Here is a 23,332-nt window from a genome sequence, read left to right as displayed (position 1 = left end):
ACATGCCGTTCACGTCCTGTAAATGAGCGCACTGCATGAGTCCCTTGCGTTCTGATTCGATGGCGACGACGGGTCCACTCACTGGTATTAAAGGATAGGAAATGCCTTATCTCGGACTCGACACCATGAACCAGCCCACACCCGACCAGCTTGCTTGGATCGAGAGTCAGGCCAATATGTGCTGGATCGGTTACTACCTTGCTCCCACCCCCTGTCGCAAAGATATGAGCTGGATGGGCAATCGCGCCAACTTGCTCGCAAAGGGCTGGCGCCCAGTTCTCATTTACTTGCCGACAGCGCCAGCTACGGTGGTGACGCCTGCTGGCGGGGACGCACAGCAAGGCAGCACCGATGGCATGCACGCTGCGAGCCTTGCCAGCACTGAAGGCTTTGTCGGGGGATATATCTACCTTGATATCAAGGATGGTTCAACGCTGTCGCTCGATGGCGAAGCCTATGTTGAGGCGTGGATCAATGGCATAACCGCCAAAGGATACCGGCCTGGCATCTATTGTTCACATGTACTGGCCGATTCTGTCACGGAGGTGGTAGGCAGGATTGATCCGATACCTAAGGCTCGCCTCTGGGTATTCAAGGTCGATAGTGTAGTCCCGCATCGGCGAACCGGTTCGATTGCAAACCTAGTGGCACGGGACCCGGCCGACAGCGGCGTTAGCAACGCTTCTGCATGGCAATTCGAGCAAGATTCCCAGCTCGACGAGCCGGTTCGAGGAAAACGCGGCAGGCAGCCTGCTGCGCACACGCGTCAAACCAGCCTGAAATGGCTTAGCACCCGATTTTTTCCGAATTCTGTGTGCTCCCCTACAAGCATCATCTGAGTGTCCGCCTTGGTATGACAGATCTCACAAACTTGGCGCCACCTAGACGTTTATTGGCAGGGGAGGCCGTTGGTCCACCACCGGCGATCGATGATGACAACTCTGTTTCCAGACAATGGATTCGCTGGCGAGCGATCACCAACGAATCTTCCAACGCACCTAGCCGTCCCAGCGCAGCAGCCAATTCATTCGACAAGCTGGACGATTTTTGACGGTGAGTGTCAACTGTGGACTTATTCTCATGGTCGACTCTTTCGAATTCGGATTTCCAATGGCGGGACTCAGCACGCGCTTGGTCGATTTGGAGCAGGGCGTGCTTACGCAATCCATCTCGCTCTGCTTGCCCGGCGGCCTGTTCGTCTTGACTCCAGGTAGGAGGACTTTGTTGCGTGTAATCTGCTCGCCACCCCAGGCGCTCTCAAGAAGGATGGGCTGCAAATCGGGGAAGCCGATGTCCAATGACACCTGCTGGCCCACGGGCAGGGTGTAATACCAAAACTTGCCCCCGTCGAAATCCCACCCGGGTCCCTGCGTCCAGATGAAGCGCTGGGAGATGTCCAGCTCCTGCGACGTGGCCGCAATGGGGAAGCACTGAGCCCCGGCCAGCGGGTCCGGATCGACGACGCACCAGTGCTTTAGGTCTTTCTGCTCCACGGTTGCAGAACGCGACAATGGCCTGCCGTTGCCCTCAAATGCCGACCTGAGTTCGCCAGCGATGGTTCCTTGATTGAGCTTCGTAATCACGGCTTCCAAGGTCGACGCATCGGTATAGGCGAAGAAACTGCTCGGCGAGTTCTCCACCGTCGGCCAAATGGGGGTGGCGTCAGCGCTCGGCCAAGTGGCATTGACGCGCAAGGTCGAAAAGCGGCTGCCGTCATTATTGGGCAAAGTGGTGAAGTCGTAGAGATAGGCGATTCCGGCACCTGGCGCGTCATCATCCACTACGAGGGTCGGCCGGGATTCCTTAAAATTCCGCAGGAATGTACTTAACTCATTGATTTAATTGAGGTATTCAGAATTTTTTAAGCAGGCTGCCGGCAGCATTGTCTTCAAACATCCCGGCCTCTTCAATGTAGCCCTGTACAGTGCCGTCGTGACGCCAGCCACCTTGCCGCTTGATGTCGCGAAAGTCGGCACCAGCTCGGTACGCGCTGGTTGCCATGCCCCGCCGCAGACTGTGACTACTCAGATCCGGTACGTAATCCAGTTGCGTCAGTTTGGCGCAGTCGACCAAAATCGTGTTTACGCTGGAGCAGTGTAATGCTTCTACTCCAATCTTGCCCCATTTATTAATGCGGCGGAAAATCGGACCAGACGTAATATCAGCAGCTGCGAGCCAGATTCTTAGTGCCGTCGCTGGACAGCAGACACCGTCGCCATAAGGGATGGCTTTCACAATACCTTGGCCTTCCTGGTCGGTCTTGGACCGCGGTAAGGTTATCAGGATGCCCTTTGCTTGCCACTCAATAAATTCTACCTGTAAATTTGTCAACTCACTACGACGGAATCCGCCAAAAAAGCCAGTTTGCAGCAAAGCGCTATCGCGCTTTGCTTTGACAGTGCCAAGCTGGGCAAGCGAAGTGATGATGCGCTCCAGGTCTTCAACTGGCAAAGCCTTGGCTTTCTTTTTTGGTTTGCCGTGAACTCGTGTGATGCCAGTCAGTGTTTTGCGGACCTTTGGCAAAGAGGTGGTATCTGGAAATCCCTGGTGTACGTGCCACTGGGACAGCGCCGTCAGGCGAAGCGCGAGGGTGCGCGGGTTCAAAACGGTCGCATGGGCTAACAGATATTGGATCACTGCAGATTCGTCGGACGGAAGCTCTCCACCCCATGCCAGGAAATGTTGGATCGCTGACCGGTAGGCTCGCCGGGTATTGTCTGACGTGGCAGCGGCCAGCAATGTGGCATGTTGCTGTACGTCTGCGGCAGTAGGTGTATTTGCATTACGTAAAACTGGAACTTGAACTCTATTTTCTGGCAGGGCTTGCTTTTCAGTGAAATCGTTTTTTGACATAAAAATTGCTCAATATCCGGTTTTGTAATGACGATTTTTCAGCTTAACATAAGCTGCCACCATATAACACGCGATAAGTTATATTATCGCATGTTTAAAATTGAGAAATTGAAATTCACTTTATGCGTAATATATCGTATTATTACATATAACGTATTACATTACTTTATTTAATGGAGATCATATGGCCCGTGCTGGCATCCTGTATTCCCACGTTGCCAAAGCGGCCGGCAAGCTTATTGAAGATGGCAAAAATCCGACCGTTGATAACGTGCGCGAAGCGCTGGGTGACACCGGCAGTAAAAGCACTATCGCGCCGATGTTAAAACGCTGGAAAGCGGAGCATCAGGAGGTTAATGTTGCTGCGGAGTTGACCATACCGGCCGAACTGCTTTCCGTTGTAAAAAACGTCTACGACAAGATCCAGGAGCAGGCCAGATCACAGATTGACGAAGCGCAAAGCATGCATAAATCAGCGCTTCAAGACGCAGCTATACGTGAACAAAGTATCAAGACCGAATACCAAGTGCTCGAAAGCAACATGTCTGAGCAATTCGACGAATTGAAACGCGTGAGAGATGCACTAGCCAAATTGCAAAATGAACATCATGGCTTGATTGTGAAATTTACCGGTCTCGAGAGTGAAAATGCAGGTCTACAGCAACGCTTGGCGGATCGTGCAGCGGAAGTGACTGCACTAAATCAACAGCTCTCCCATGCAAGTAAACAATTTCAGCACTTCCAGGAAGCGGTTGCGACTCAGCGCGCCGAAGAAAACCGTGCCGCAGATCAACGAATTGCGCTTCTAGAGCGCGATAAAGTCCGTTTGCAGCAGCAATTAATCGATCATCAGAGGCTTGACGTTCAACAAGCTGCACAGATATCAAGCTCTATCAACGAGATCCTGCGACTGCAGGAAGTAATGCACATTGCACAAGAACAAGCCGCAACAATTGGAAGCGAGCGTGACCGGATCGTATATCAGGTCAAAGAACTCGCTATCGCACACCATGGGCTGAAAAGTGAGTTGGCAACCGCCCAGCAGTTGCTAATCGATGTCCGGGGCGCACTCGCCGGCCAAGAGCGGGAAACATATCTTTTGCGTGAGCGCCTGGCAGCGGAAGAAAAAATAGCCAGCGCTATGGAAACCGAACGGATAGCACTCATTCAAGACATTGCTGCTATGCGTGCTACGCTAGAGACGAGCAAGAAGAGTGATCGGACTGAGAGGTAGTTGGGATCGCACACAGTAGGAACTCTGCCCATCCCCTCGAAAAGGTAAAAATTTTTGGAAGCGGGCTGTAGTTGGGCTTCTCAACCTCATGTAATGTCAGATCAAATCAAGGGCGTAACGCATGAGTCAATATCAATTATTGTCTTGAGTAGAATGTCTTTTAGTTAACTTTTGCCTTTTCGAGGGGATGGGCACAAATAGCCACTTTGCTCTTGCGCATCTTCAATGCCATGGTGATTCTCCTTCTGATATGCGCTTTCCAGGGCGTCACTACGTAACCGAATGGAAACTGGAATATTTCAGTAACCTTAAGTTACCACGTATCTATTGGTAACTTTGATTGCTATTATAAGACCTTTCCCAGCCATCCGAAAGGACACTTATTATGAAACTTTATTATTCCCCAGGCTCTTGTTCATTAGCTACCCACATCGTGCTGCGCGAAGCAAATATACCCTATGAATTGGCGAAAGTTGATTTGTGGCAGCATAAGACCGAGTCCGGCGAGGACTACTACAAGATCAATCCGAAAGGCTCGGTTCCGGCGCTCGCGCTTGATGACGGAATGATTCTGACGGAAGGCGTTGCGGTCCTCCAATATCTCGGTGACCATCACGCGCCTTCGCTTCTGCCAGCCAACGGTACGCTGAAACGTACCCGCCTGCAGGAGATACTGAACTATCTTTCTTCTGAGTATCATAAATCCTGGACTCCGCTGTTTTACCTGGCCGCTGATGCCGACCGCACGGACGCCCAGCGCCCGGTCATCGCGAAGCAAACCTACTTGAATAGCCTGCTTGCGGATGGCCGTGCTTACATCCTGGGCGATAGCTTTACGGTTGCTGATACTTATATTTTCGCGGTTACCCGCTGGTCTGCTAATTTTGGTATCTCGCTTGATGCGCTCCCCGCACTCAAAGCATATATGGCCCGCGTCGAAGCGCGCCCGACGGTCAAGGCCGCACTCCAGGCCGAAGGGCTTCCCGAGTTGTGCGCTGTGAACTAAGGATATCTGATTCGCAGGCAAGTTGCGATCAGCACGATGGTAGCGAAAAGTTGCGCGCTGCTTAGATTTCTTTGCTTATTTTTTGTTTTTTTTTGCTTAAGTCGATGTCTTCTCTGGACTCGATTTGAACATCGAGGCACAGAATCAGTGCTGGTTGCGGATCACCGCCGATTCTGAAATCAGCACTAGTGGCGCGACCATCACTATCGACGTTGATGGCCGCGCAGCTACTGTTTAGTACATGGTGCGCTGCCCTCCAGCGACTTCTGGCTGCGGCAACAGGGTAGCGTCCAGATGGCGGTATTTTGATTCGAAAAAAAGGGAGTGAATAGCTATGCCTGGGCATCCATATTCAGCAATTCCGCCGTGAAGCGTTCCAATTCTTCAGCCAGTGTTCCGCGACTACGAAAGTTCCGGTTGGTCTTGCCGTACCAATACTCGGCATCTTCCAGATCACCTTCTTGTATGTGCAAAATGCCGTGCAGCCATGCCCCTGGCAGCGTATCGTCACTCTGTACCAGATCATGCGCTTCGTTCCACTGTCCCTGACGCATATGAGCAAGGACCTGATGAAGTTTGTTCATGGAAAACTCCTGTTGATGAGGCCAAGGTAAAACAATTCAGGGTCGAGGACGAGGCCAACACATATCAATATGTGTAGTTTTGTACCTTGTACACCTATTTTATGCTCGTTTCCACATTCAACAGGATACTGGCCCGGTGCAGAACGTGTCTGCCTTCCTATGAAGGCAGACTGGAGGTGAGTCATTTCTCCAATACATCCAGGAGACTTTCAATATCACCGAACAGGACGTCGCCCCGCAACAGCCGGCTTTCGCCACCTTTTGTCACCACCATGTTAGGCACACCGGTGATGCCATACGTTTGCAGCAGGTGTTGTGCGCGTCGTATGCGTGCATCGGTGGCCTGACGCAGTTCTGCATCTCTAGTTGCCAGTCTAACGGCTGCGGCAACCAGGCTCATGTCGCGCAATAGCTTTTCCACTACACTAGTGGCCGTGATGTCTTGTGCATAGACATAACGTGCTTCTTGCAGGACCTTCAATGCTTCCAGTTCACGTTGCGGTTCCGTCATGGATACCGCAGTCAGTGCCAACGTAACTGTCTCTGAATCGAAGCGGCTGCCATGCTTACCCAGTACCTGCGCACGATACTCTTCAGTGAAGCGCTGACCAGTCAGTTTTTCAATGCGGACGTCATTCGTCCATGCGTATTCTGCAAATGCAACGTCCATGGCGCGTCCGTTGCTGCCGGCAAACAAGCCAGTGGGAGCAAGTTCCAGTGTCAAGTTGCTTTGCTGACCCAGCTTCTGGATCACGGGCGAAGCACCATAGCACCAGCCACACAAGGGATCAAATAAATAAGTAAGAATAGTAGGCATAATAGGCATAGTACGATGTCCTAAGGTAACAGGCTTTTTGCACCGGCATTGGCGACTACACCATCTTCTGCCGGCATTGCACCACTGGCACCGATGGCACCGATGATCTGCTTATTGAAAATCAGTGGCACGCCGCCTTCAACAGGAAAAGCGCCGGGTATGCCGAGCAGGTTGACTTTGTTGTTATTCAAAACCTGATCTTCAATAACTTTGGTAGGCGCTTTAATTCCGTTGGCCGCTTTGGCTTTTCCTATAGCGGCATCCACAGTGCCAATCGGCGCTTGATTTGAGCGCTCCAAATAAATCAGGTTGCCGCCAGAATCAACGACAGCGATGGTCAATTCAAGATTTTTTTTGTGCATTTCGGTCACAGCCGCCTGGGCAACTTTTTTGGCAACTTCCAGACTGATAGGTGCGCCGTAGTTAATTGTTTCGCCAAAAGCATTACCGCCGCCGACAGCCAGTGCAACCAGGCTCAAGGTCATTAAAGTGTGTTTCATAGAGTTCATCAAATATTTGGTGAGGGAAGACAATACTGACCCGATAAAATTTATCGGGCGCAGTGCAATGGAGATCATGGAACGTCAAGCCTGGTCAGGCTTGTAGCGTCACCACTTCATTTCGCCCTTGTTGACTTTGGAACCGATGTCCAGAGACATCGCGCCGTCGGTCACTTGCGGGTAAGACTGCTTCATGGCATTGATGAGCGTTGCGCCGTCTTTGCTGGAAGCCAGGTTTTTCTCAAAAGTCAGGAGATAGTCCTTGGTGAACGTGATCGCACTGGCATCCACCTTGGTGCCGGCACTCATATGGCCAGGAACCACCAGCTCAGGCTTCAGTGCTGACATTTCATCCAGTTGCGCCACCCATGCCGCACGTTCAGCCGCTGTTTGACTGTCTGCAGTCCACACATGCATATTGCCGAATACACCGATGTTGCCCACGATAGCCTTGATCGCTGGAATCCAGGCATATGGGCGATGTGCCAGCAAGCCCTGGGTGCCACGGATTTCAATGGTCTGGCCTTCCAGCTTCAGAACATTGCCTTCCAGTGCCCGCGGTACCACTGGCTTACGTGGTGCATTCGCACCCATCTTTGGACCCCAGAATGCGAGCTTGCCCGCCATCTTGGCCGTCAGCTTTTCCAGAACGGCAGGTGTAGTCACTACATCGGCCTGGGGGAAAAATTCTTTCAAGGTTTCTACACCGAAATAGTAGTCGGGATCTGCTTGGCTCACGTAGATAGTCGTCAACTGCTTGCCGCTGTCGAGCACGTTTGCAGCAATACGCAAAGCGTCGGCGCGAGTAAAACCTGCATCGATCACCATGGCTTCTTTTTCACCGTAAACCAGCGTGGAGTTAACGTTGAAGCTGGCGCCATTGGCGTTGTAAACCTTGACGGTAAGCGGCTGAGCAGCTTGCGCAGAGGTAAAACTAATAGCCAGTGTAGCGGCGATAACAGTGGTACGTATCATGATGAACTCCAGTCAGGTGGTTTAAAGGAACGCCTTGCAGCGTTACAATGAACTATAGTTGCCAGAATCAAGCAGATAAATAGCGAAATTTGCACATTATTGTTTCTTGAATCGAGCAAATGATGGGCTAATAGATACTTTAACGGTGCTGGTAGCGCTTGGATGACGACCGTTTTCAAGAAATGGCCCTATCAGGCACGAATTATCTGTTTTTAAGCCGATGCAGTTTTTACTTCTTGCGTTTGCTTATATTGCAGCGGTTGTATGCATGGAGCTTAGTTCCTGCTTCAGTAAAAGCGCTACCTCGCTTTGTTCGAACTGCTTTATCAGCAACGGGATAGCAAATACAAATTCTGCACCCTCGCGTTTTAATACATAAGCCAATTGCAGGCGGGCAAGGGCATGTCGCAGGGGTTCTGGCTGGGTTTGATGTCCCCCGGCGCTTTCCAGCAGTGCAGCCAGTTCAGATAAACTGGTTTTACCATGCAAGGCGGTGTGATAGACGACTATCCGGTCCAGCCGACAGGCATCTTCGTCGTGACTGAGTCGACCCCAACCTGCCAGTGCATCCTGAACGGCTTGCGAAGACAGGGCCAGTGCAGTATGGCGTGCATCAATGGCGCGTTCGCCGGGCTGCAAGACTTCCAGACATTCCTGGCAGAGAATGGCGAGTAAATTGGCGCGCTGGCCGCTGGCTTCCACCAGTTGATCAATCAGGTGGTTACTGGAAAAACCAAAACGCAGACGTGACAACGGCACGCTGGCCAATTCCCTGCATGCTTCCTGTTCCAGTCCGCCTATGGTCAATACCTCACCAAAATTACGCAGGGGTGACTGGTAATCAAGCACTGCCGTTGCATACAAATCCCAAAAGCCGGCCAGCATGAACCAGCAGCGTCCTTCGTCACTCAATGCGCGCAGCGCAGATAATTGCTGGTAACCATTTTGTGCTTCATCACGAAAAAACTGGTCCGCTTCATCAATCAACAGGAATAGTCGCTTGCCGGAAAAATTGGTTTCAAGGTGTGCAATGATGTCTTCTATCGGCGTCGTCGCGGCCAGCCCAAACTGCAATGCCATGCGCGGGGCCAGGCGATGATCGCGTAGTGAAATGTAGTGACAAATGATTTGCGGATGCCCTTGCAAACGGCGCTGCACTGCTTTCAGCAGGCTGCTCTTGCCAAGCTGGCGTCCGCCGACTACCAGATAATTGGCGGGTTCACGACCGATGACGCGTGCCAATAATTGGTCACGCCCAAAAAAAGCGCCTGAACTGGTGATTGCCCCACGTGTCTGGTAGGGCGAAATGCGCGTTACGCGCAATTGGGCCGCCAACAAGCGCAGCAGAATGGCAGTGGCTTGCCTGCTGAGCAGGCATTCCGTCTGGCTGGCACTGTCCAGCATGACAAACATATTGGCCCTGTCTTCGCAGTACGCCTGCAGCAAGGGCATGGGTGTGTCCGGTGCGTGTTCTGACAGGATCAGCATCACATCCGAGCCGGTTTGCGCCGTCACCAGGCAGCGTATCAGTGAATCTTCATCAAGATCTTCAGATGGAATAAAAACCAGGCAACGGTCCAGTGAAATAGGCAGGTTGCTGGCAAATTGCCATTCGAAAACCTCGCCGGGAAGTGTCCAATCCTGGCCTGCCTTGCACTGCGCACCCAGTTGTTTGGCCAGACATGCAGCTCGTTGGCTGGCGCTATCGTTGACATAGTTGACTGCGCGCTGCCAATCCGACATCGACACAGTTGCTGCCTGCAAGGTAGATTGGCGTCTGCCTGCCAGGCGCAGCAGCCGGTCCAGTTTGGGCAAGATGCGATACGGTGTGCGGCGCAGGCGCTCTGGCCGTAGTTGTGTCGGTCCCAGCAGGGGATGGTGCGACAACAGAAAAAGTCCAGCGGTGACAAAGATGAACGCGCAAAATACCAGCAGCATTTTTAGTACGCCGAAACCTGGCTCGCTGGTACTGCCGCCGTCACAATTAATGGGCAAGAAACCCGACGGAATAGGAGGCGAACCAGCCTTGCAGCGCCACGTCGCAGTGTTTGGATTAATGTCAAAAATGACTTGCGTGCCCGAAAGAGAACCCAGGTCAGCATTCTTGACAATGTCTGCCTGCAATACATAAGGCTGGGGTGAACTGACGACCAGATAGGGCGTGATAGCCGGTGGCGCATATTTGTTGATGTCTTTGGGCCAGCCATCTTCAATGCTGCGCGCCTCCGCCAGTGCTACCCGCCATTGGTTCAGGTCACTCCAGATGGCACCGAAGTTTTCTGCAGCAAGTATCCTGCCCCTTGTGATGGGGTTCAGTTTGGGTGTCAGTATGGCGCTTGCGATGAACAGGGTAAGCAAGGCGATCAGCATGACCCGCGATATTTTCCCCGGAAAAAGCTGCGCCAATTTCTTTAACATCATTCGATCACCATCAAACCGGCATCGCGAATGATGTCGCAACGCCAGTGCAGCCGGGCCTGATCGCCCTGACCACGGACATGGATCAGATTGCCCCAAAACAGGCGGCGCAAATCTTCATCTTGCAGATACGGTCGGGCGCGTCCCAGGTCTTGCGCTAACAGACGTTCGCGCAAATGGGCTTTGGCATCCGGGCTTTGCGTCAATGGCAAAAAAGTTTGCCACAGGCGGGCACTATGGATCAAATGGGTGCGCAAGGCCAGCATGTCATTCGGTAATTTACCGTTATTTTCTATCAACCATTGCATGCCTTCTTCAAAAAGGGCAGGGTGGCCGCCGCACAAGGACGCCAGGGCAGCAATGCCTGTTGCCGGCATCACTTGATCTGGCCAGCGCTGTTTGACAATGATGCTTAGGTCTTCAGTACTCGCATCTGGCCAATGACTTACTTGCGCGATGTTGAGTAAAGACAGGTCACCGCTGCGATATTTCAGGTCTGCCAGTGCTTCACCGCCACATAGCAAAAGATGCAGGCGTCCGCTATGCATTTCACTCAGGCTGCGCAAGATACCTGCCAGTGCTTCGCGCAATGTTGGCGTACCTTGTTCAAAACGGCTGACCAGGCAAAATACGCGTTCACCAGCATTCAGCCTTTGTTCCAGCGCGGCTTCAAATTCATAATCCGAATTGACATCTGGAAAACCGCATTGGCGCGCTATCGCTGCAAAATAGTCGTTGCTTTCTGTACTGACGCTGAAAGGTGGTTGTATATGCAGTGTCGCTGCATCACCATACTGCGCACGCGCACGCGCCAGCAATTTTTGCCTGAATGGCGGTTGGCCCCAGTGTGCCTGTGACAGCAATAAGGTGATGGGGTAGGGTGCCGCTTGCGCCAGTCGCACAAATAGCTGGTTCATGAAATCAGCAAATGGCGTTTCCCCTTCTTCTTCACTTTGCAAGGGAAATTCGGGTGCCAGGCCAGCGGCTGCAAAGAAAAGATTGGTCTCTACTTCTGTCAGGCGCAGGTAGCGTGCACACGCATGCAGGCTATCGCGGGATCTTGGACTGGGAAGCGAAGTGCCATTTCTCCAGTTATTGACCGATTCACGGCTTAAACCAATTTCGGTGGCAACGCCAGATGCGCTGGCACGAATACGGCGCATGTATTGCGATAGTAAAATCGAAAAAGTATCAAGGTGCATAGGCAGTCTGTCCCGGGTAGTCGTCGATGGCTCTGGCGTAGATCCATTTGTCCATGGCGAACCACTGTTGACCTGCCTGGATGAACAGCCGCATTTTAACAGCGCATGCCTGGACTGGGAATGACGACACTGTCAGGCGATGGCAACACTACTTGACAGCCTGTCAGGTGAGCCACTACGGGTTTCAGTCTGAAGGTGGAAATGTGTGCAATTCGGGTAAGCTAGTCAGCAGCTAAGATCGTCAACAGCTGCTTACACATCAGCCCACTGACGCAAGAGATTATGGTAATGCCCAGTCAGCCCGACAATGGCTTGATTGTCGCCATAGTCGGCGCGCAATTGCTGGATATTTTGGTCGAGCTCAAACAACATGGAACGCTTCCAGTCATCACGGACCATGCTTTGCGTCCACATGAAAGAACAGACTCTTACGCCGCTGGTCACGGGCTCTACCTTGTGTACGCTGCTGGACGGGTAGACAATCAGGTCGCCGGCCGGCAGTTTTACTTCATGTGTACCATAAGAATCCACCACGACCAGCTCGCCACCCTCATATTCATCCGGCGCGCTCAGGAACAGGGTGGATGACACATCCGAGCGCATGCTGTAAGCACCGCCAAGCGGGGTACGGATGGCACCATCGATATGCAGACCATAGTGTTCACCGCCTTCATAGTTGTTAAAAAAAGGCGGGAGAATACGCAAGGGCAGCACCGCAGAAAAAAACAGTGGATGCGACTTCAGTTTGCTGACGATGATGTGCCCCAGCTCTATGGCCAGTGGTGACCCTTCCGGCAACTGACGATTGCGCTTGACCTGTGCCCCCTGGGGGCCAACACTGGTACGGCCATCAATCCATGAAGTGTCATTCAGACGCTGGCGAAATTGCGCCACTTCTTCGGGTGTTAACACGCCCGGAATATGTAACATCATGATAAGTCCTTTGAAACTTTACTTAAATTGGCTTGCTTAGCGGGGTGGCTTACAAGGTGCATGTAAATGAGAATTATTTGCATTATCGCATGTGGGACAGCTATTGAGAAGCGCATGGGATGCGCAGGATGTAGGCGATCGACGCATTGTTGATCTGGAACAAAGTCGTCGTTTTCGGAATTTTGTGGATTACGAATTCAGCATTGCGCACTGACATTGTTCTGCATGCACAGCCGCCTTACTTAATGAAAGGATTCGCAAATCAAAAATTAGCAGTCTTGCCAACAAAAGTAATGCCCACTACCAGGCCTGTTCCGCTTTCTGGTGAGCTCAAGACGATTGAGGCATTTAGCATGTCGCAAATTTCTTTGACGATGGACAATCCTAATCCTGAACTGTTTGGTTTATTTTCATTCAGTCGATAAAAACGCTCAAATACTTTTTGGCGCTCTGAAACTGGAATTCCTGGTCCGTTGTCGGTGACTAACAGCAATACTGAGGTGTCTTTTTTTTGCAGGGAGACCGTCACCATGCCTTCATCTACTATGTGGGTGATCGCATTATCAACCAGATTGGACACCAGTTCACGCAGTAAGGACCGCGGAGCATTGATGACACAATCATCCAGTGTATCTATACCCAGGTCGATATTTTTTTGCTGCGCAAGTGGTGCTAATTCTTCTATGACCCCTTGAATGACTTCAGAAAATCGAGTGGGCGTCTTAAAGCTATTGATATGTCGATTTTGTTCAATAGATGCAAGAACCAATAATTGATTGATGACTTTTGTTCCTTGTACTATCGTCTTTTGAATGGCAGAAAAAATTTCTTTTTGTGATTGATCAAGCTTGTTATTTCTGTTTCCAAAATTGATTTGGGAGGTAATGATGGCAAAAGATGTTCTTAATTGATGGGCCGTGTTTGCAACGAACTGTTCATACGATGTTAAGGTCTTATCCAGTCTTGCGACGTAGTCGTTCATGGCGAAAATGACTGGGCTTAACTCTACAGGGGCATTTTCTGCATCAAGTTTTTCTAACGACCCCGGTTGGCGCTTCAGCAGTTTCTCGCCAAATTCAATCAGTGGTTTCAGTGTCCAACGAAAGGCAATGAATAAACCTATGAGGACTATCGATAAAAGAAGCAGATGTTCTCTCATCGTCAATAAAAATAGGTCTTTCTTGAAGGCGTCGTGACTACGTAAGGTTTGTGCCACTTGCGTAATTGCATAGTCGTTATTGGATGTACTTGGAAGTGCATGCGCATAGGCAATCACTCTTACTGGTTCACCACGTATCGTCGTCAGGAAATATTTCCCCTGTTCGATTTGCAAACTTGAATGATAGCTGACGAGTTCTTCATCGCCAGAAATAAGTACGCCGACTTTGCTGCGCACCGAGTAAAAAACATGATCTTTATATTTGCTTGCAAATAGCTCAAAAGCTGCCGGCGGTATGCTTATCTCGTAAGCACCATCTACAATGACCAACTGCTCGGAAATGATCCTGGCTGAACCTTCTAATAACTGCTCTTGCACCAGGGTGGCAATCAGGTCCGTACTATGGTAAGTAACGATCAGATCGATAGCAGAGATTAATAATGTAGGTAAAAACACCCACAAAGCCAATCTGCCTTTTAGACTATTAATTCGTGGCAACATAGGTCAGCATATACCCCAATCCGCGCAGTGTAATAATTTGTGCGCCGGAATTTTCTATTTTCTTTCTTAGTCTGACTATGTAAATTTCCAGCGCTTTGGGAGAAACAGTATCGTTCAATGTAAATAATCCATCGGCCAATTCTTTTTTTGATACGGTTTTCCCGGATTTCCGTATCAATGCCTCAAGTACCGCGTGTTCTCTTGGCGTCAGATTAATGGCGATCTGGTGGTTGCTAAATATTTTTGAATTGCTATCGTAACTCAATGCACCGCACGTAGTTATGGGATTTGTTTTTCCGCTCGCTCTTCTTAACAGTGAACGCAAGCGTGCTTCCAGTTCCTGGATATCAAATGGTTTCGCCAGATAGTCATCGGCACCCAGATTCAGATTTTCAATAATATCGCCCAAAGAGTCGAGGGCACTGATGATTAAGACCGGGACATCGTTATTTTTATGCCGGATGCTTTTTAATACGGTCTGCCCTTTAATACCTGGCAGCGTAAGGTCCAGAAGGATTGCGTCATAACTCTGTGTGATCAATAAATGAGACGCCTCTTCCCCCGTGAATGCCTGTTCAACAGCGTAGCCAGATTGCGTCAATAAGCGCGTCAGCCAAGACGATAGCTCGCGATTGTCGTCCACCAAGAGTAGTTTCATAGCTGCAAGAGTAAATCATTTTTTGTATTGCCAAACGAATCCGCTCACCCCATTTCATTGGGCGTTTCATTTTGTCCACAAGCTTACTGCTGAAGGCAAGCAGAAGGCTAGTGCCAACTATATTTGCCTGTGTAGGCTCACTCAATCAGCTAATAGATACGTGAGATACAACTTTATAAATATGGAGACATACAAATGAAAAAAAAGCTCATGGCGCTTGCCATTTTAGGCGCGCTGGCAGGAACAACTCAAGCGCAATCGGTACAAGATTTACAACAAGCATTAGCCCAGGCTCAAAAAGCCGCCGCGGATGCACAAAAAGCCGCGCAGCAAGCCCAAGAGGCCCTGGCACAAATTCAGCAAGCGACCGTTGCGGCCAGTCAGGCAGCAGAGGCAACAAAGAGTTCAGCATCAGTCAGCCAGCCTGCAGGTGAAGGCCTGGTGTACAAGAACGGTGGGGATATGGTCAGATTGTATGGCCTGATTGATTTAAGCCTCAGCAACAAGAACAATGCGGATAAAGCAGGTAACAGCCAGAAAGATATGTCAGTTGCCTGGTTCAGCGGCAATCGTTGGGGCATAGAAGGTGAACATGCTCTCAAGGATACGGATGGTCTGAAAGCCATATTCAAATTGGAAAGTGAATACGAATTGCCTACGGGTAATATGGATACACCAGGTGTCCTGTTCAATCGCGATGCCTGGCTGGGGATACAGAGCGAGTCACTGGGTAAGCTGACTCTGGGGCGCCAAAACACACTGGCACGAGAATTCTCGAAAATCTATGGCGACCCGTATGGTAGTGCCGGTGTCACCCTGGACGAGGGCGGCTATTCCAATAATAACAACTTCAAACAACTTATTTTTTATTCCGGCAGTGCGACAGGCACGCGTTACGACAAAGGTATCGTCTGGAAGAAAGAATTTGGCAATATCGTTGCTGGCGTCGGCTATCAGGTCGGCGGTATTCCTGGCGATACCGCAACCGGCACCACCAAATCCTTGGGGCTTGCCTATAACGGTGGTGACGTCAATGTTTCAGGATTCTATAATTCAGCGAACGTAAATGGCTATACTCACAGTTCGTATTCTGTCGGTGGGAATTATCAATTTGGCTTGGTTCGTTTGAATGCCGGGTATATCAGTTACAAGGCAGATCAACCTGTTGCAATCGGCAATCGTAGTGATAAAGCCTATACGCTTTCAGCTAAATTCACACCTGCCGGGAATTTCGACTATGAATTGGGTTGGCAAACCATGAATGCAGAGAATGCAGCCGTCAACGGCAGTGGCTACGTACTCAATGCTTATGCCAATACAGCTAGCGCCAGCAAAACTGCGACAGGCAAACGCAAGACATGGTATGGCTCCGCGTTCTATCACTTCGACAAACGGACTGAATTGTATTTTGCGCTCGATCGCCTGAATACGGATGGTACTTATCTGGCCGCGCAAGCGAACGGATTTACATCGCAAAATGAATACGCTATCGGGATGCGGTTCAAATTCTAAGAAGCAGGTCTTAGAACCTGTTTACGATCTTAGCTGGCAAAAGCCGGATTATGTAACGCTTTTGCCAGCCAGAACTCATTTTATCAAGCGAACGGGCATACATTTGACTCATGCGTAGTCAAGTGCATGTTGTCCTTTGCCGTCTATATTTGTGCGTGCAATGGCATTTCGAAGTATATCCAAATCGCTTAAGGGAATACCTGGGAAGCGCCAATATCCTGAGGTGTTTTTTCAAAATGAAAGCCAATTGAAGGAATAATGGCAGCACAATACAAAAGCAGTTAATTATAAAAAACGGAGACAATGATGAAATTAAGATGTAAGCCCCTCGCTATGGCATTGCTATTGGCAACCAGCCTTAATACCTATGCTGCCGAAAAAATCACTATCATGGTTGGCGGGATAGAAAAACAAATTTATTTGCCGGCAAAACTAGCGGAACAATTGGGATATCTGAAAGAAACAGGCCTTGAAATCGAACTGCTGAGTGAACCGGCTGGCGTCAATGCAGAAACCGAAATGTTATCCGGTGCAGCACAAGGTGTGGTCGGTTTTTATGATCACACCATTGACTTGCAGGCACGCGGAAAATTAGTGCAGTCAGTTGTGCAATTCAGCCAGGCACCAGGCGAAGTCATTCTGGTTTCAAAGACGGCCGCCAAAGACATCAAGTCTCCAGCTGATTTTAAAGGAAAAACTTTGGGTGTCACTGGCCTTGGTTCTTCCACCAATTTTTTGACACAGTATTTGGCAGCCAAAGCAGGTGTTAAAAATAGCGAATTTACGACATTGCCAGTAGGTGCAGGATCGACCTTTATCGCCGCCATGGGACAAAACAAGATCGATGCCGGTATGACGACAGAACCAACCATATCTCGGCTGACGTCCATTGGCGCAGCAACTATCCTGGTTGATTTGCGTACAGTCAAGGAAACTGAAGCAGCACTTGGTGGGACCTATCCGGCGGCCTGCCTTTACATGCCCTCTGCCTGGGTCAGCACACACAAGGAACAAGTCCAAAAAATTGTGACTGCTTTCGTCAAAACCCTGAAATACATTAAAACACATAGTGCAAAAGAAATCGCCGAAAAAATGCCGGCTGATTATTACGCTTCAAACAAGCAAATGTATATAGAAGCACTGGAAGCAAGCAAACTGATGTTCACACCTGATGGTGTTATGCCGGAAAACGGACCAGCTACCGTATTGAAAGTCTTGAACGGTTTTGACAAGGCCGTGCAGGGTAAGTCTATTAATCTGGCCAATACATTTACTACTGAGTTTGTGAAAGCTGCCAAATAATGAAAAATGTTGCGATAGAATTAAATAATGTCAGCAGAAAATTTATCAGCCCATCGGGCAGTAAGTCTATTAATCTGGCCAATACATTTACTACTGAGTTTGTGAAAGCTGCCAAATAATGAAAAATGTTGCGATAGAATTAAATAATGTCAGCAGAAAATTTATCAGCCCATCGGGCAAAGTGACATTAGCTCTGCGTGATTTCAGCCTGACTGTGAATGAAGGAGATTTTTGCGCAATCGTCGGACCAACCGGCTGCGGAAAATCTACTACACTGGGGATGATCACCGGGCTGAATCCACCATCATCCGGTAGTGTCAAGGTTTTTGGTCAACCTGTTACGGGAATCGATCCTAACATAGGTTTTGTTTTTCAGGCTGATGCGGTATTCCCCTGGAAAAATGTGATTGATAACGTTGCGATCGGCCCGATTTATCGGGGTAAAGACCCAAAAATTGCCAAAGATATGGCCGCTGAATGGGTGCGTCGCGTCGGCTTATCCGGTTTTGAGCAGCATTATCCTCATCAACTGTCCGGTGGGATGAGAAAGCGTGTCGCATTGGCGCAGACCTTTATTAATGAACCCAAGATTTTATTGATGGACGAGCCTTTTTCGGCGCTTGATGTGCAGACACGTGCACTGATGCAGGAAGAGTTGCTTGGCCTTTGGTCCGAGAAAAAAGCTTCCGTCGTGTTCGTTACCCATGATATCGAAGAAGCGATTGCATTGGCGGATCGCGTAATCGTATTGTCCAAAGGCCCGGGTTCAGTCAAGAGCAGTTACGAAATTCCCCTGGCCCGTCCGCGCGACGTATCGGAAGCCCGCTATACCAATGAGTTTATTCATCTGTCCAAACAGATATGGTCCGATTTAAAAGACGAAGTCCAAATTTGAAGTGGAAATAATCATTATGAATACAGCAACCATGAAACAAAATTTGTTACCGTCTGAAATTGGGGAAGAAGAACGCAAGGCTATCGCTCGTGCCGTGAATCATCGGCGCCTTGTAATTTTCCTGCGTATAGCACTGGCCGTAGTCACCTTGATAGGATGGGAGATGGCGGTCAATTGGGGCCTTATCGATGCTTTCTTTTTTTCCAAGCCATCCGCTATCTATGAGCAATTGTTAATCTGGCTAACAGAAGGAACTGCACAGGGGCCTTTGTGGAAAGAATTACTGGTCACCATGGAAGAAACCGTATTGGGTTTCCTGATAGGCAGCCTGCTGGGTATTTTCTTTGGTATCGCACTGGGGCGTAACAAGCTGGCCGCCGACGTATTTAGCATCTATATCAAAGTTGCCAACGCTATTCCAAGGGTAGTTCTGGGTTCTATCTTTATTATCATGTTTGGCCTGGGAATGGGGTCCAAAGTTGCTCTGGCAGTCGTGATGGTATTTTTTGTGGTATTTGGTAACGCCTTTCAAGGTGTTCGCGAAGCCGACAAAAATCTGATTGCCAATGCCTACATTCTAGGAGCCAACAAGCGTCAGGTAACGTTTTCAGTGGTGTTTCCATCTGCACTGACCTGGATATTGGCCAGCTTGCACGTTAGTTTTGGTTTCGCTTTGGTCGGTGCCGTTGTTGGTGAATTTCTGGGGGCCAGGCACGGTATAGGCTTATTGATTGCGACAGCACAAGGTACCTTCAATGCAGCTGGAGTATTTGCAGCAATGATCGTATTGGCGATAGTGGCTTTGGTCGCAGAATATGCGTTGACGGCAATAGAAAATAAGTTATTGAAATGGAGACCCGCGCAATTCGTTGAGCAGGGCATGTAGTTATTCATCAGGAAGATGAGTAGCTGTGTTACTGGCCCGCTTTTGCGGGCTATTTTTTTAGCAGGCAACTACAAAATCAAGGCGACCAGATGTTGCTGCAAATTTAGCACAGTAATACGGTACGACGAGCGAGATTGATTTCGCAACAGCCCCGACGTAGCACGATTAAAAAAAACATATAAAAAAGGAGATTGCAGCCATGAAATATCTATTCATATTCACATTTTTTACTTTGATCAATTTGGCTCAAGCAAGTGAAAAAAAAGTCGCTCCAGAGAAAATTCTGATTGGTCAATCTATTGAATTGTCAGGGGAAGCTACCGGAAAAGAAAACCGGGAAGGGGCGCTTGCCTATTTTAACTGGATCAATTCTCAGGGGGGTGTTTACGGCAGACAGATAGAACTCAGAACGTATGACGACAAGCGTAAGCCAGAAATTACTAAAATGAACACAGAAAAACTAATCAAAGAAGACCACGCATTGGCTCTATTTGGTTATCGCAGCACACCGACAGTAGAGGCGGTACTGCCAATGTTGATTTCAGAAAAAATACCCATGATTGCCCCTTTTTCCGGGGCGCAGACCTTACATCACCCATTTAATCCCTATTTATTTCATTTACGGGCCAGCTACCAGGATGAAACCGTCCAAATGGTGGAATCATTATTGCCTCTTGAAATAAACAAGATTGCGATTTTGCATCAGGATGATCCATTTGGAAAAGACGGTTTGGCTGGTTTCGAAAAAAACTTGGCATTGCACAATTTAAAAGCAATAGTGGTAGCCAAATATGACAGGAAAGATTTGAAAATAGATGAAGCGGTCAGCGAAATAGCCACAACCAGCCCGCAAGCAGTGTTAATGGCGTGTACCCCGTCTGCATGTGCGGATTTTGTAAAGAAAATTCATAAGAAAGGTCTTTATCCACGATTTCTGATGTTGTCGAACGTCAGTTCTGACAGTTTTTTCAAATCACTGAGCGATGATGGTCGCGGAGTCGGCGTAATGCAAGTAATGCCGTATCCAAAAGATATTAGTGCAATAGTGGTTAGGGAATTTCAGCACGTATTGAAAGGGATGGATAGTCCACCACCAGTTTCATACGCTACCCTGGAGGGTTTTTTAGCCGCCAAACTATTGACGGAAGCCTTGCGTCGCGCTGGGCCTGCCGTCACCCGGGAGAAGCTTTTGCTTGCATTGAACGGCATGCGCAATTTTGACCTCGGTGGTGTCAAGGTGTCTTATACTCAAAATATGCATGACGGTTCAAAATTCGTGGAATTGACTGTCATAGGTAAGAACGGTGCAATTCAACGCTGATTTTTTGTGCCAGACATGTGCAGTCATATTGAGAAATAACGCCATTTAAAATCATGAAATGGCGCTGACGGCTTTCATGTATTTTTGTTGTCTCAGCGTTTGAATGCCAATACCAGTACGCCACCCGCAACCATGCCAATTCCCAGCCATTCTTGCAGCGACGGTCGCTCTTCAAGAAAAACAAAAGCGAATACAGCGACAAATACCAGGCTCATTTTATCTACTGGGGCGACCTTGGATGCATCACCGATCTGCAATGCACGGAAATAGCAGATCCAGGAAGCGCCCGTTGCCAAAGCCGACAAGATAAGGAATGTCCAGGTTTTAGCTGGGAGTGCGCTCGGGGTCTTCATTTTCCCGGTGAACCAGACGAAACAGATCAAGACGACCAGAATGATGGCTGTTCTGATTAAAGTCGCAAAATCCGAGTCAACATTCCGTATTCCAATTTTTGCGAAAATTGCAGTGAAGGCAGCAAATATCGCGGACAGACATGCCCAATAAAACCAGCCATTTGATGTGTTCATTTTGGTTTCGAGTAAAGATCGATACGTTAATATACACCTAAGAACCTGTTTCCGATCTTACTGCGCGAGTGTGATCGGGGCTCATGCGCTGCTCAAAATGCTCATGTACTACAGTACATTCCGCTTTTTGCGCTGCTCTTCACTCCCGCTGACGCTCGCTACAGATCGTAAACACGTTCTAAGACGGGATCAGGCCGGTAGTCAGCGTTTTGCTGATTTCACTGCTATCTATTTACCAGCATCCGCATTTGCCTTATCAAACTCATTTAGCAGATCGCCGATTGTTTGTTTGCAGAGTGCCGCATTGGGAGTGTCTGCACGTAAGGCGGCTAAAGTCTTGTCGATAGACTTATCAATCACATGCCAGTCCGTTGCGGCACGAGGTTTCAAGCCGGCTTCAGCTTCGTCCCAGCTGACTTCCAGGTCTTTGATACGTTTCTTTGCAGAGGCAAGATCACCTTTGTTAATCAATACTGCAGTATCCTGGGCAATCACACGAAACTTGCTCAGGTCACCGAGTTTGCTACCCGCCGCTTCGGCTGCACTGATGATGGAAATTGCGGCAGGAAAATTCCCTGAACCCAGTACGGCAACTACGCTGAGAGCCAACATAATCTGTTTCATTTTCTGTTTTTTCATTTGATCTACCTGTGGTTGGAGTTAATAATAAGTTGAAGCAAGTATAAATATTTGAAGCCTAGTGGACTGTAACAATTGAAACAGAGTGCCTTCCGCTTGCGCGACGACCATGGCTGCGTTGCAAATGCGCGCGATAGTTCACTGTCGCTGTGCATAAGTGTTAACCTTGCCTTGCCCTGATCGCCGGGCAAGCGTCTTTCACTTCTGTTTCAACTGTTACAGTCCACTAGTCGTGACTCATTCGTAACTCATGTCTGGACCTGCCTGTCTTTTCGCAGACTTACGATAAACACCAAAATCGCAATGACACTCAGGAAAACGACGCTGGTGCTGATGGTTCCCCAGCCAATGCCGCCATATTCAGATGATTGTGATAACAGGTCGCCAAGCGAAGCACCTAAGGGGCGGGTAAGAATGTAAGCCAGCCAGAAAGCCAAAACGAAATTTAGTCCCAAACGGCAGGCCACGTAAATGATGATGATCATTCCGGTGAATAAGCCCACACCAAGCCTGAAACCAAGGCCAAGTTCTTCCGTCGCCAGATCACCGGCGGCGGTTCCCAGAGCAAATGTCAACAGAATAGCGGCCCAATAGAATAATTCACGGCGTCGCGTCATAATCGTGTGAATTGAAAGCGTACGTTCACACCAGTACCATGCACCGAATACTGACACTAGTAACATGCAAAATACGAAAGTGCTGAGATACAGGCTGACACCAAAGCCATCAGTCAAGGCGTCGGTTATCTGGGTGCCGACAATACTTAACAGCACGACCGTCAACCAATACACCCAGGGTATATATCGATTCAGCCGGATTTGTGACGTTAGCGCAAGTGCAAGCAAACTCGTCATGACGGTGCCGGTAATGGCAATTCCCAAGCCAACATGTACAGCCAGATAGTCGGCAGCGGTTTCACCCACAGTGGTAGAGAGTATCTTGATTGCCCAGAAATAAAGGCTTATTTCTGGAACCTTGTTAAGCATCTGATGTGGGAATTTTTGTTGAATTGAGTTCATTCAGCATCTTTCTTAGCAAAACATGTTTATCAGTCAACTGGTTCTCGCAGCAGAATTCTGTGTGAAACTGGCAGCTACCTGAAGTGGATAAATATAGGTTTGTTACTGTTATTCTTGTTTGAATGCATCTCTCTTAATTTGCATCCCTCTTAATGTACTTATCAGCAGGCTTAAGCATACTGGTACAAAAATTAAGAAATCATTAATTGAACTGATTTCATATCGCAGCCCTATTTTTGAAATAGGTTTCAATTGCAACGAAGTATGATATTTGCCTGGTATGTCAAACTTTAAGACTAGCTTAACAATGCGTCAGCTAGACTAAGGGCTAATCTGAGCTGGCATCGGTTTTCCAGCATAAAAATGGTCATTGACGTTATTGCTGCTGACC

Annotated in this window: 22 protein-coding genes; 8 read left to right on the top strand and 14 right to left on the bottom strand. The window is 49.0% G+C overall.

All coding sequences use genetic code 11. The annotated features are described in order from the left end of the window. The first annotated feature begins 101 nt into the window (after nucleotides 1–101). Nucleotides 102–839, top strand: coding sequence for a glycoside hydrolase domain-containing protein (locus ACO0LM_RS01430; RefSeq protein WP_423033617.1), 738 nt, complete (start codon nucleotides 102–104; stop codon nucleotides 837–839). A 159-nt stretch (nucleotides 840–998) separates the two neighbouring features. Here the strand turns inward: ACO0LM_RS01430 and ACO0LM_RS01425 are convergent, their stop codons facing one another. Together ACO0LM_RS01425 and ACO0LM_RS01420 are read right to left on the bottom strand one after the other, a co-directional pair. Continuing rightward, on the bottom strand, nucleotides 999–1,781 hold the full coding sequence (locus ACO0LM_RS01425) for a hypothetical protein (RefSeq protein WP_423033615.1): 783 nt from the start codon (nucleotides 1,779–1,781) through the stop codon (nucleotides 999–1,001). A 70-nt stretch (nucleotides 1,782–1,851) separates the two neighbouring features. After that, nucleotides 1,852–2,853, bottom strand: coding sequence for a site-specific integrase (locus ACO0LM_RS01420; RefSeq protein WP_423033613.1), 1,002 nt, complete (start codon nucleotides 2,851–2,853; stop codon nucleotides 1,852–1,854). Between the two features lie 184 nt (nucleotides 2,854–3,037). Between ACO0LM_RS01420 and ACO0LM_RS01415 the strand changes: the two genes are divergently transcribed. Both ACO0LM_RS01415 and gstA read left to right on the top strand, forming a co-directional pair. Then, nucleotides 3,038–4,087 carry a DNA-binding protein gene (locus ACO0LM_RS01415; protein WP_423033611.1) on the top strand — a complete coding sequence of 350 codons (1,050 nt, stop codon included), beginning with the start codon at nucleotides 3,038–3,040 and terminating at the stop codon, nucleotides 4,085–4,087. A gap of 385 nt (nucleotides 4,088–4,472) precedes the next feature. Next, complete coding sequence (gene gstA, locus ACO0LM_RS01410; RefSeq protein WP_423033609.1) at nucleotides 4,473–5,093, top strand: glutathione transferase GstA; 621 nt, start codon at nucleotides 4,473–4,475, stop codon at nucleotides 5,091–5,093. Between the two features lie 332 nt (nucleotides 5,094–5,425). Here gstA and ACO0LM_RS01405 read toward each other — a convergent pair whose 3' ends face one another. The 9 genes from ACO0LM_RS01405 to ACO0LM_RS01365 form a co-directional block, all read right to left on the bottom strand. Continuing rightward, a complete protein-coding gene (locus tag ACO0LM_RS01405; protein WP_423033607.1) occupies nucleotides 5,426–5,677 on the bottom strand; it encodes a hypothetical protein in 252 nt (83 codons plus the stop codon). Between the two features lie 181 nt (nucleotides 5,678–5,858). Beyond that, nucleotides 5,859–6,503 carry a DsbA family protein gene (locus ACO0LM_RS01400; RefSeq protein ID WP_423033605.1) on the bottom strand — a complete coding sequence of 215 codons (645 nt, stop codon included), beginning with the start codon at nucleotides 6,501–6,503 and terminating at the stop codon, nucleotides 5,859–5,861. Between the two features lie 11 nt (nucleotides 6,504–6,514). Beyond that, a complete protein-coding gene (locus tag ACO0LM_RS01395; RefSeq protein ID WP_423033603.1) occupies nucleotides 6,515–7,072 on the bottom strand; it encodes a GlcG/HbpS family heme-binding protein in 558 nt (185 codons plus the stop codon). Nucleotides 7,073–7,102: 30 nt separating this feature from the next. Further along, entirely contained in the window at nucleotides 7,103–7,969 is an 867-nt protein-coding gene (locus ACO0LM_RS01390; protein WP_423033601.1) for an MBL fold metallo-hydrolase, read from the bottom strand. A gap of 246 nt (nucleotides 7,970–8,215) precedes the next feature. Next, nucleotides 8,216–10,390 carry an AAA family ATPase gene (locus ACO0LM_RS01385; RefSeq protein ID WP_423033599.1) on the bottom strand — a complete coding sequence of 725 codons (2,175 nt, stop codon included), beginning with the start codon at nucleotides 10,388–10,390 and terminating at the stop codon, nucleotides 8,216–8,218. Then, nucleotides 10,387–11,589, bottom strand: coding sequence for a hypothetical protein (locus ACO0LM_RS01380; protein WP_423033595.1), 1,203 nt, complete (start codon nucleotides 11,587–11,589; stop codon nucleotides 10,387–10,389). The genes ACO0LM_RS01385 and ACO0LM_RS01380 overlap by 4 nt, the downstream gene beginning before the upstream one ends. A 252-nt stretch (nucleotides 11,590–11,841) precedes the next feature. Next, the gene (locus ACO0LM_RS01375) at nucleotides 11,842–12,522 is read right to left on the bottom strand and encodes a Fe2+-dependent dioxygenase (protein WP_423033593.1); all 681 of its coding nucleotides are present in this window, start codon (nucleotides 12,520–12,522) and stop codon (nucleotides 11,842–11,844) included. A gap of 262 nt (nucleotides 12,523–12,784) precedes the next feature. Further along, on the bottom strand, nucleotides 12,785–14,182 hold the full coding sequence (locus tag ACO0LM_RS01370) for a sensor histidine kinase (protein WP_423033591.1): 1,398 nt from the start codon (nucleotides 14,180–14,182) through the stop codon (nucleotides 12,785–12,787). Further along, the gene (locus ACO0LM_RS01365; protein WP_423033589.1) at nucleotides 14,166–14,840 is read right to left on the bottom strand and encodes a response regulator; all 675 of its coding nucleotides are present in this window, start codon (nucleotides 14,838–14,840) and stop codon (nucleotides 14,166–14,168) included. Before ACO0LM_RS01365 ends, ACO0LM_RS01370 begins: the two co-directional genes overlap by 17 nt. A 195-nt stretch (nucleotides 14,841–15,035) precedes the next feature. Between ACO0LM_RS01365 and ACO0LM_RS01360 the strand changes: the two genes are divergently transcribed. The 5 genes from ACO0LM_RS01360 (at nucleotide 15,036) to ACO0LM_RS01340 (ending at nucleotide 20,756) form a co-directional block, all read left to right on the top strand. Beyond that, nucleotides 15,036–16,352 (top strand): porin, encoded by a 1,317-nt coding sequence (locus ACO0LM_RS01360; RefSeq protein WP_423033587.1) that lies wholly within the window; start codon nucleotides 15,036–15,038, stop codon nucleotides 16,350–16,352. Nucleotides 16,353–16,658: 306 nt separating this feature from the next. Beyond that, complete coding sequence (locus ACO0LM_RS01355) at nucleotides 16,659–17,654, top strand: ABC transporter substrate-binding protein (RefSeq protein WP_423033983.1); 996 nt, start codon at nucleotides 16,659–16,661, stop codon at nucleotides 17,652–17,654. 118 nt (nucleotides 17,655–17,772) lie between these two features. Continuing rightward, nucleotides 17,773–18,549 (top strand): ABC transporter ATP-binding protein, encoded by a 777-nt coding sequence (locus tag ACO0LM_RS01350; protein WP_422981626.1) that lies wholly within the window; start codon nucleotides 17,773–17,775, stop codon nucleotides 18,547–18,549. Between the two features lie 16 nt (nucleotides 18,550–18,565). Next, nucleotides 18,566–19,435, top strand: a complete 870-nt coding sequence (locus ACO0LM_RS01345) for an ABC transporter permease (RefSeq protein WP_422981628.1) — start codon at nucleotides 18,566–18,568, stop codon at nucleotides 19,433–19,435. A 199-nt stretch (nucleotides 19,436–19,634) separates the two neighbouring features. Then, nucleotides 19,635–20,756, top strand: coding sequence for an ABC transporter substrate-binding protein (locus tag ACO0LM_RS01340; protein WP_423033585.1), 1,122 nt, complete (start codon nucleotides 19,635–19,637; stop codon nucleotides 20,754–20,756). A gap of 92 nt (nucleotides 20,757–20,848) precedes the next feature. On the opposite strand, the gene ACO0LM_RS01335 is transcribed toward ACO0LM_RS01340, so the two are convergent. From ACO0LM_RS01335 to ACO0LM_RS01325, 3 genes are all read right to left on the bottom strand, one after another. Beyond that, nucleotides 20,849–21,283: an EamA family transporter gene (locus ACO0LM_RS01335; protein WP_423033583.1), complete on the bottom strand. Its 435-nt coding sequence runs from the start codon at nucleotides 21,281–21,283 to the stop codon at nucleotides 20,849–20,851. 228 nt (nucleotides 21,284–21,511) lie between these two features. After that, nucleotides 21,512–21,922, bottom strand: a complete 411-nt coding sequence (locus tag ACO0LM_RS01330) for a hypothetical protein (protein ID WP_423033581.1) — start codon at nucleotides 21,920–21,922, stop codon at nucleotides 21,512–21,514. Between the two features lie 248 nt (nucleotides 21,923–22,170). Further along, nucleotides 22,171–22,908: a hypothetical protein gene (locus ACO0LM_RS01325; RefSeq protein ID WP_423033981.1), complete on the bottom strand. Its 738-nt coding sequence runs from the start codon at nucleotides 22,906–22,908 to the stop codon at nucleotides 22,171–22,173. Nucleotides 22,909–23,332: the final 424 nt, after the last annotated feature.

This window comes from Undibacterium sp. Di26W (genome assembly GCF_049340265.1).
Lineage (GTDB): Bacteria > Pseudomonadota > Gammaproteobacteria > Burkholderiales > Burkholderiaceae_D > Undibacterium.
The sequence above is the reverse complement of the archived record's forward strand: the minus strand, read 5'-3'. Positions and strand labels throughout refer to the sequence as shown.